This is a genomic window from Actinacidiphila oryziradicis (assembly GCF_005047355.1).
In the GTDB taxonomy this organism is placed as follows: Bacteria; Actinomycetota; Actinomycetes; order Streptomycetales; family Streptomycetaceae; genus Actinacidiphila; species Actinacidiphila oryziradicis.
This window is the reverse complement of sequence record NZ_SUMC01000189.1, coordinates 1-8,311: the sequence shown is the minus strand read 5'-3', so window position 1 is coordinate 8,311 and position 8,311 is coordinate 1. Positions and strand designations below refer to the sequence as shown.

General features: G+C 63.9%; 5 protein-coding genes and 3 pseudogenes. 4 read left to right on the top strand and 4 right to left on the bottom strand.

Annotation, left to right across the window (positions count from 1 at the left end; genetic code table 11):
* Positions 1 to 487: 487 nt before the first annotated feature.
* Together FCI23_RS52505 and FCI23_RS64470 are read right to left on the bottom strand one after the other, a co-directional pair.
* The gene (locus tag FCI23_RS52505; RefSeq protein WP_246144881.1) at positions 488 to 1,966 is read right to left on the bottom strand and encodes a ribonuclease III family protein; all 1,479 of its coding nucleotides are present in this window, start codon (positions 1,964 to 1,966) and stop codon (positions 488 to 490) included.
* 126 nt (positions 1,967 to 2,092) lie between these two features.
* Positions 2,093 to 2,227, bottom strand: a pseudogene (locus tag FCI23_RS64470) (putative dsRNA-binding protein); the annotation flags it as partial.
* Positions 2,228 to 3,789: 1,562 nt separating this feature from the next.
* Between FCI23_RS64470 and FCI23_RS52500 the strand changes: the two are divergent.
* Complete coding sequence (locus FCI23_RS52500) at positions 3,790 to 4,317, top strand: STM3941 family protein (protein ID WP_246144880.1); 528 nt, start codon at positions 3,790 to 3,792, stop codon at positions 4,315 to 4,317.
* 379 nt (positions 4,318 to 4,696) lie between these two features.
* Here the strand turns inward: FCI23_RS52500 and FCI23_RS52495 are convergent, their stop codons facing one another.
* Together FCI23_RS52495 and FCI23_RS52490 are read right to left on the bottom strand one after the other, a co-directional pair.
* Entirely contained in the window at positions 4,697 to 5,359 is a 663-nt protein-coding gene (locus FCI23_RS52495; RefSeq protein ID WP_136731016.1) for a hypothetical protein, read from the bottom strand.
* Between the two features lie 437 nt (positions 5,360 to 5,796).
* Positions 5,797 to 6,396, bottom strand: a complete 600-nt coding sequence (locus FCI23_RS52490; RefSeq protein ID WP_136731014.1) for a class I SAM-dependent methyltransferase — start codon at positions 6,394 to 6,396, stop codon at positions 5,797 to 5,799.
* Positions 6,397 to 6,611: 215 nt separating this feature from the next.
* Here FCI23_RS52490 and FCI23_RS64465 point away from each other — a divergent pair.
* The 3 genes and pseudogenes from FCI23_RS64465 to FCI23_RS52480 all read left to right on the top strand — a co-directional run.
* Positions 6,612 to 6,998 (top strand): annotated as a pseudogene (locus FCI23_RS64465) (hypothetical protein); the annotation flags it as partial.
* Between the two features lie 26 nt (positions 6,999 to 7,024).
* Positions 7,025 to 7,525 (top strand): ETEC_3214 domain-containing protein, encoded by a 501-nt coding sequence (locus FCI23_RS52485; RefSeq protein WP_136731012.1) that lies wholly within the window; start codon positions 7,025 to 7,027, stop codon positions 7,523 to 7,525.
* Positions 7,510 to 7,971 (top strand): annotated as a pseudogene (locus FCI23_RS52480) (GNAT family N-acetyltransferase); the annotation flags it as partial. The gene FCI23_RS52485 and the pseudogene FCI23_RS52480, both read left to right, overlap by 16 nt.
* Between the last annotated feature and the right edge of the window lie 340 nt (positions 7,972 to 8,311).

Here is an 8,311-nt window from a genome sequence, read left to right as displayed (position 1 = left end):
CAAACCCTTCACCTGGACCGCGACCGCCGACGAGATCCTCGCCAAGGTCCGACTCGTCCAGACCAACATCAAGAAACTCGTCGACAACAACGCGAAGTGACACAAACAGGATCACGAGACACTAGGATGGCGGTCAAGGCGTGCTCGTCAAGTGCTGCATAGACGACACTGCTGGCATTGGGTATGGACAAGGATATGCTCATTGGAAGCCAGGCAAGCGCCGACGCTCCATAACGTCGCAGAAATGATCCCAATTCCACGCTCGCGCCCCCGCCACTCGCGGGTTCGAGCAGCGAGGTCGCAGCCCTGAGCCGGAGACCGAGGGCCTTCGCCTGGTCCAGGTGACGCTGTGCGGCGTACTGTCGCGCCAACTCGGCAGTCCGATTTTCGGCCGGCTGCGAGGCAGCCTGGCGGGCTGCTACGACTTGGTTCTTGAGATCGTGGAGCAGGTCAGCCACGGAGGCCCGGTACGGTTCCGGCTTGGGTCTCAGAGCACCCAGTACAGCCTCTGCAATGGTGCCGGATCCGCGGGCGCTTCCGTGGCTCTGATGACCACCTCGATGCCCTCGTCGACTGGTGACAGAGTTGTGGTCCGACTTACACCAGACCACAGAGCACATATACCTTCCGCTCGGGCATTTTGCGACTCCGAACCGACTCCGGAGAGAAAGCGAATTCGCAGGGGTCGGGAATCGGAAACCTCTACTGTAGCGGTTGCTCCCGGGATCAGGACAGTCGACACTGCAGCGTCGAGGATAGCCCGCTCCCGTCCTGTGAGTTGTATGTTTGGTACGTATTTCGAAATCGCGAGCCGACCACGATACAAAATCTGCCAATCGTCAGCGAGTGCGGGCAAATCAGTATCCTGATCCTCCCTTCCCAGGCAGCGATGTACATCGCCGAGTTGAACAAGCTGGTCAAGGAATTCACGACTGAGGAATTCCGGAGTAATAATGCGCTCAAGGTCGCTCACGGCATCGGCCAGACGCTCATCCAGGGATTTGGTTGAGCGAAGTGATCCTTCTAGAACAACTCCAAATACGTCCCGAAGGGGGGCGATGCCCATCGTCGTCCGACTATCCAAGAGCTCGTCGACCTCACCGGCCCACGCGACCAATTTTGCCGGATCCTGAGCAAAATGTAGACCGAACAATCTGCTCGTGATCCAACGCTGCAGTGACACCGGCGACGTCGACAGGACTGCTGCCTGATGCGCAAGCAGGAAGCAGCCGAGATTCTTCTCATCTGGTGCCGTATCGGCCAACTCCTGTGCTGGATAAGGACGGGCAAGTCGTTCCAATATCTGAAGAACAACAGCAGACGCATTCTGCTTAGCCTGTGTCTTACCCGCAGTCGCGGGTCCTAGTACCCGAGTACTGATACCAAGGGCTTCGCTATCCAGAATGACTGTCGTTCGGTAAAGAATGGCGTGATCCGGCCCACTATGATTGAAATGATGCTGGATCCGCAACTGCATGGCGCTGGCAGCACGTTCGAGCAGCGTTGTCGGGTCAGCAGAGCGAGATTTAGACGACGTGATCGTCCGCCATATAGGAGCCCAGGCTGAAGGCCAGTAGGGCGCCAACCTGTTTGGCAAGCTTTTGCCTACATACACAGCGCCTAGGATGGCCTGAAAGAAGTTGGCACCCATTTCAAGGGAAATACCGTGCCCCGCCTGTCCTGCTCCAAGCAGGACAGCATTCTCAAGGCCAGCTTCTCGGAAAACGTCGTCGTATGCCTTGTTATCAAGGTTCAAGTAAGAGAACTGCTCAGGGGGTTCCAACACCGCTTGCTGAGCGGCAACCAAGGCATCCTCGTAGACGACAACGTTCGAGCCTACGAAGGCAAGAACCTGGTTGTTCTGCTGGCGGTACCTGAGCAGCTTGGCGCTGTTCTCATATGCCCATGAGGCATGAATGAACGCCTGGGAGAGTAGCGGGAGAGCCGTCTCCGGCAGTGCGAACATGGCCTGAAGTCGTCGTACGCCTTGGGTGTGCGACCGCGGCTCAGGAATTTCAACGGGAGTAGAACCTGGCACGGGTTCCACACGACGGGGGGCGGACAGGGCATGCGGGATGTGCTGCTGTAGAAAGTCCAGCGAAGCGTTACGGGATGCGAGCTTCTTACTCCTGCCCACGCCCGTACCACGGCGTCCACGACCATCAGTCGCGATGGCACGGAATACCGTCTCATGGTCCGGACCTTCCCGCTCGTATGTGAAGTCCACCGCGCTGGGGGCAACCGCCTCTAGGTACGGTCTTCGGGTCGCTAACTGAGCGGGATAGTTCCCGGCGTACGTGTGACAGCAAACCGTCCAACAGGCGAGCCGCAACCGCTTCTTCGCCGGCAACGCATAGAGTCCCCACCAATTGCCGACACAGGTTTGCCACCAACTTTGCCGGAAGTTTCGCACTCCCCGCAAAGTTGCCGCCTACAGCGGCACACTCGTGCAGCCAGTCCTGGTCTGTCGCCCAGCCGGGAAACTCAAAGACAACGTGCGCGACGTCCGCGCTTAACGCCCCAGCAGTTGGCGACACAATCCGCTGGTAGGCGTCAATCGTGGCCCGCCTGCGTAGAAAAGCCACTCCCAGACTATCGAGCGCATCTAACAGGCCTTTTGTGATCTCGGGTAGGGAGGTCTGATTCTCGTAAAGATAGGTACCGTGCACTAGCGCGACGGCCACCGCATTGCGCAAGCCAGGTCCGGAATTCGACAGCCCGAATCCACCAAGCACCGTCAGCACACGCTCGACGTCGGCCTCTACCTCCATACCGAAGTTGCGCTGCTCCAGGACCCCCAGAGGGAAGTGGTCCCGCCCGTCAGTCTTGCTCGCCGTCATTCGTCCCCACCGCTACTCGCACATCGTCGACCTCTGCCACTGACAGGACATTACCCAGCCTGAAGGCGTCAACGACTCTGAACCCAACACGCGCCGCTGCGCTGCCGGGTCCGATACAGGCTCCAACTGGTGGTCTGATCCGGACCACGCCTGGACACAGTGTGGCAGTAACGGGCTGGGGTATACCCCCACAAGATACGCAACCGGGACTGAGCAGGGATCCGCGGTCAACCACGGTCACATCGACAAGCCACGCCGCGCCCCACGCTGTTCTTCGCAGGTCAGCAAGGATGGATACCGACGGTGGACTGCTCACTCAGCTGTGGGCGCGACCGTGGCAGTGCACATGACGTCGTGTGGGGAGCCATCGATGTGCATCACCAAGGCGCGCCTGAAGAGATCCTGCTTCAGTAGCTGTCTTTGAGGATTGCGGACTATTCATGGACAGGTCCGGCGCACCATAGGGTTCATAGCCCTCTGACCAGCGGAGACACGTGAGACGCATGAGCCCTCGGGAGTCGTGTGCCCCGGGCCGTCCGAGGGCGGCCAGCGACGAGCGGCAACGACCAACGAGGACCACAACCCCGCGGCTCTCCGGCGGAGTGCGGGGCGACGCTGCACCCCACCGGAAGGGCGGTTCAGTACCAGCACTTCGGCACCCACCTCTGGTGAGCCGGCCCGTGGCCATCCTCTGGCCAGGCGGTTGATCGACATGCTGGTCCAGGTGAGGAACAGGCAGGTCAACCGCCCAGTCGGAGCGTGCTAGTCGTCGGTCTTGAAAACCGTCACCCGCGCGGGGGCTCCCATCCCGCCCACCGTCGACCCAGGCAGAGCCGAGCAGACCCGTTCCACTGACGTGTGGGACGACGGCAGACGGGACGGCCACGGCACCAGACGGTCTACGGAAAGGCTTCCGTTGACGAGGGCGCTGGTCCTATCGTCTGAGCCCGTGATCAGAGACGGCGTTCCACTGCCCCCGACGGTCTACCCGCTCGCCAAGGGACGTGTGTGGGCCATGCTGGCCGGCTCTCTGGTCTTCGTCGCTCTGGGCACCATTTTCCTGGTCGCCCACAGCACCGTGAAGATCACTGTGGCGGGGGCGCTGGCCGTGCCCTTCTTCGGGTTCTGCTCGGTGATCATCATCCAGCGCCTGCTCCACGGCCGACCGGAGCTGGTGCTGGACGACGCGGGAGTGGACCACGTGAGGCTGGGCCGGTTCGGCTGGGACGAGATAGCCGCCGTGCGGATTCGCGAGCAGCGGGTACGTAACACCTCGCAGCGGTTCATTGAGCTGGTGCTGCACGATCCGGACGCCTATCTGGCTCGAGCACCCAAGCTCGTCCGCAGCACCGCGTCCATGAACGCACGACTCGGCTTTGGTCCGGCCAACATGGCCACAAACACCTTGCCGGTGCCGCCTGAGGCGGTCCTGGACGCGATGCGGCGCCACCGCCCCGGACTCGCAGTACAGCACTGAGCGCGCCCGTTGGCCGACCGGCTAGTGCTCTAAACGCGTTGGTACGCCCCCCGGCCACATGAGTAGGGGGGACCAGCTGCGAAGGCATATCCACCCGGCGTCGACCACCCGAGCCTGGCATCCCCCGGCCTCGTACCTTGTCCTGGTCTTTGTCCAGTACGCCTACAGCCGCCGACGTTCATCGTCGTCCGTGCGCTCTGTCTGACCTGGTGGATGAACCGCCGTGAACACCCTCGGACGGTCATGCGGACAGTTGGAAAGCGTGCACCTATGCCAACGCTGGCTCGCGCCCGGCCAATGGAAGCTCAGGCGGTCAGGGGCCTGATCCGCGAGAGCGGGTCGGGCCCCTGAGTGGTTGCCGGGCTGACTGACAGATCGTCTACGGCCCGTCGTCGGCCCGGGGCGTGCCGTACCAACGCCACTTGGTGAGGCGCGGCCGGCCAGGGAGTTCTGCGCGGCCGGTGGCCCAGAGGAGGGTGGACCAACGGTCGGTGTCGGTCGGGGCGTCGGGGAAGAGCCGGGCCAGCACCCGGTCGCACAGCTCGACGGGCGGCGTCCAGCCGATGCCCAAGCCCACGGCAATGTCGTGCGTGTGCACCAGGGTCTCGACGATGCCCATGGCGGCGAAGCCCTCGGGGTCGGCTGCGCCGAAGGTGTGGTGTGACCGGACCGTCGGCGGCGTAGTGCGGACGATGGCCGTCAGCAGGGCGCCGCTGGCCTCCAGTACCTGCAGCAGGCCAGCCCAACCGGCGTCGCGGTCTGCGGAGATGGCGTTCGCCGAGCCGCCTGGCTTCTTGCGACTCCACGCGAACGGGACGTCGCTGTCCAGCGGCGGCTTCTCGGGGCCCAGTTGGACGGCGTAGGAGAATAGGTCGTCGGCGAGGTGCTCGACGGTCTTCCAGCACTCCCACTCCAGGGAACCGGCCTTGGCACTCCAGTCCTGCGTGTCCGCTCCGCGCAGGGCGATGACCGCCAGGCGGACGGCGTGCTCGACATCGGCCGCGGTAACCGGGCCGCTCGGTGATCCAGGTGCTTCAGCCATGGCGGGACTGTAGCAATGATCATCCGTGTGTCGGGGAATCCGTGTCCCGGCCTTTTCCCGGCCAGGAGGCGCATCACCACGCATGATCACAGCAGCGACCAGGACAAACAGCCGATGGGCCCAGGGCCTCCGGAGCCGTTGCTGTACAGCAGCGAAGTACAGCAACCACCGCGACCGAAGCCGACCGTCACCGACCCCAGGCGACCAGCTGACCAGCCGTAGAGACCTCAGCGACCGTCCTGCCCGTAGTTCGCATCGAGGGGATCGGGCGTGCTACAGCCGTGCCACGTGCGGCGGTGCCAGCGGGGAGCCGCGGGGAACAGCAGTGATAGCGCCGCGTTGCCGCAGGCGAGCGTCCGCCGAGGTGAGGCCCGCTCCGCAGCCTCACTCTTCCAAACTGGGGTCCTACACCGTGGGCAGGCCCTCGCATCGCGAGTTCAGCGCCGATGAGCGCGAATGTGCAGCCACTCGCGGTGGGTCGATCGGCGGGAGTAGTCGACAACATCGAAGCCCGCTTCATGCAGCTGAGCACTAAACGACTCGATCCGGTGCAAGACGTACCAGCGTCGGCGACTCGATTGGTACGAGACAGGTTCCCAGACCTCACCGTCACCTTCGGCGAGGCTGGTGGTCAACTCACCACCTGACCGCAACACTCGGGCGAACTCGCTAAGCACGACCGGGACGTCGGTCCTTGGGATGTGCAGCAGTGCGGCGGCGCACCATACGGCGTCCAGTGATCCCGTTGCTATGGGCAGTGCACGCATGTCGGCCTGAGCGACCCCCGCCGCCCCATGCGAGGAAAGCATCCCCCAGGACAGATCGAAACCGCTGGCGCGGAAGCCTCGTTCCCGCAGTAGCCGGGTGTGATGGCCGGGACCGCAGCCGATGTCCGCGATGCGGGCCCCCGGCGGGAGTACTGCGGACAAGCGGTCAATCTCGGCATTGACCCACTCAGCCGGTCCGGCCCATCGCCCCGCGTACTCGGACGCGATGACATCGTAAGTGGCCTGTGTCTCAAGTATGTGGTCAGTCACGGCGTCACCCTACGACAAGGGCGGAGCATCCCAACTGACTCACGCCGCGTGGACTATCCGTGGACGAGAAGCATGACCTGGACGATCCAGAGGCGCCGTGACCTGCTGGAACGCTCGGGAGTCAAGAAGCCTCCGGAGCCGTGTGCGCAAGGCCGAACGCGCCCACATAGACACGCGGTTGGCTGGCAGGCAGCGAGGACGGGCATCATCGGCGGATGGAATCGCTGCACGGGGTAGCTCACATACTCAAGGACTGGTTCAGTGGGGCGCTCCCCGCCTGGAAGCTCGTGCCGATCATCATGGCGTCGATCGGCTTCTCTGCGCTGATCCGCACTACGTGGCTGACCACAGTAGGCAAGGCCCGGTACCTGGCAAAGAACCACCGGAGACTGGCGCCCGGCGTGCGGCACGAATACGTCAAGGGCCTCTTTGGGGAACCCGCGTGGCAGTACCAGCAGACCGTGAAGCGCTTCGGCTCCAAGCCTCGATCCCGCTTCCGCGGCCGTCACATCGAGCAAGTACCGATGGATCTCACGGCGCGCGTATGGGCCTTCGGCCGGCTCGGCTACCTGGCCACATGGTGCGGACCGGACGACGATGTCGTGATGTATGCGCTCACTAGCCGCAGTTGGCGCTTCCGGCCCGCATCGAGATCGGTGGGCACGGCTACAACCACACCCGGAAGATCACACTTGGAAAGTCGACCCTCACCGACGTCTCGGCCGGCATTGCACAGCAGGACAGCTACGCCGCTGTCGGCGCCCGACGCTTCGCTTACGCCGAAACCCACTACTTCGGAAACCCCGGCGGATACCGCACCTGGGCGGTCGGCGTGAGCGACTCTGGACGCCATGCTGCCCGCAGCGCGCCCGCCGGACTGAACGACGCCGAGGGAAACTCGGATCCGGAGCGTCTGGCCGCGTACCGGGCAAGTGCTGCCATCAACTCGGTTCTGGTCATCGGCATGTCTGGGATCGATATAGCGTCCTTCCTGCCGTACGCGATCGGCCTCGGCCACGACAAGGTGCGGCTGCTCGACGAGCGCATGACCCGCGCACGTGGCCGATTGGCCAGGATTCGCGATTGGAAGATGGAACGCACGGCGCACCGCCACCACATCCACATGTGAGACACGGGGCTTGGACGTTCGCCGCCTCACGCCGCGCCATGGACGACATGCCCATGGAGGACACCGACCACGGCATCGCAATCTGGGACGTGGACCGGGTCCGGGCCGCAGCGAAGGCCGTTCAGGACCGCGGGGACCATCTGCACACGGTCGTGGCCATCGACGCGACCGACGACTCGATCGCCGGGTTCACGGAACTCGTCGTCCCCGGCGACGGCACGGGTGATGGCCAGCACTACGGCACCGGCGTGCTGCCCGAGCACCGCGGACACGGCCTCGGCCGATGGATGAAGGCCGAGTCGATCCGACAAGCCCACGGGCGCTATCCAGACCTCGGCGGCCTTCTGACTGACACCGCCGACAGCAACACGCACATGAGACACATCAGCGACAGCCTCGACTACGTGCCCACACACACGACAGTCCAGTACCAGCTCGACCTGTAGAGACAAGCGGACGACGGGCCGGACCAGGGCATCCCCTGGTCCGGCCCGTCGGCACTTTCACAACAGGCCCTAGGACCTGCTCGGAGGGCATGCTGCTGTTGTGCCGCCGAAGAGAAGCGCTACGTAAGGCCGGGGTGCCGTCGTGGTCAGTTGTCCCGGAAGAGACCGGCGAGGCCCGTGACCTGCCGCGCTGGGTGGCTGCGCGTCGTTGAACTGCGCAGACGGCCTTTCGGCTGTTTCACACTCGTGCCCGTTGATGCAGCCGGAAGTCCCAGAAAAGTCCCAGGGCGCTCCCAGCGGCGACGGCGGCCCCAATCAGCGTGCGCCTGCATGGTGTGCG

What these genes read in the sequence shown, in the direction of transcription:
- FCI23_RS52495 (WP_136731016.1), bottom strand. Translation starts at nt 5,359, where the DNA reads ATGGCTGAAGCACCTGGATCACCGAGCGGCCCGGTTACCGCGGCCGAT.
- FCI23_RS52505 (WP_246144881.1), bottom strand. Translation starts at nt 1,966, where the DNA reads ATGTTCGCACTGCCGGAGACGGCTCTCCCGCTACTCTCCCAGGCGTTC.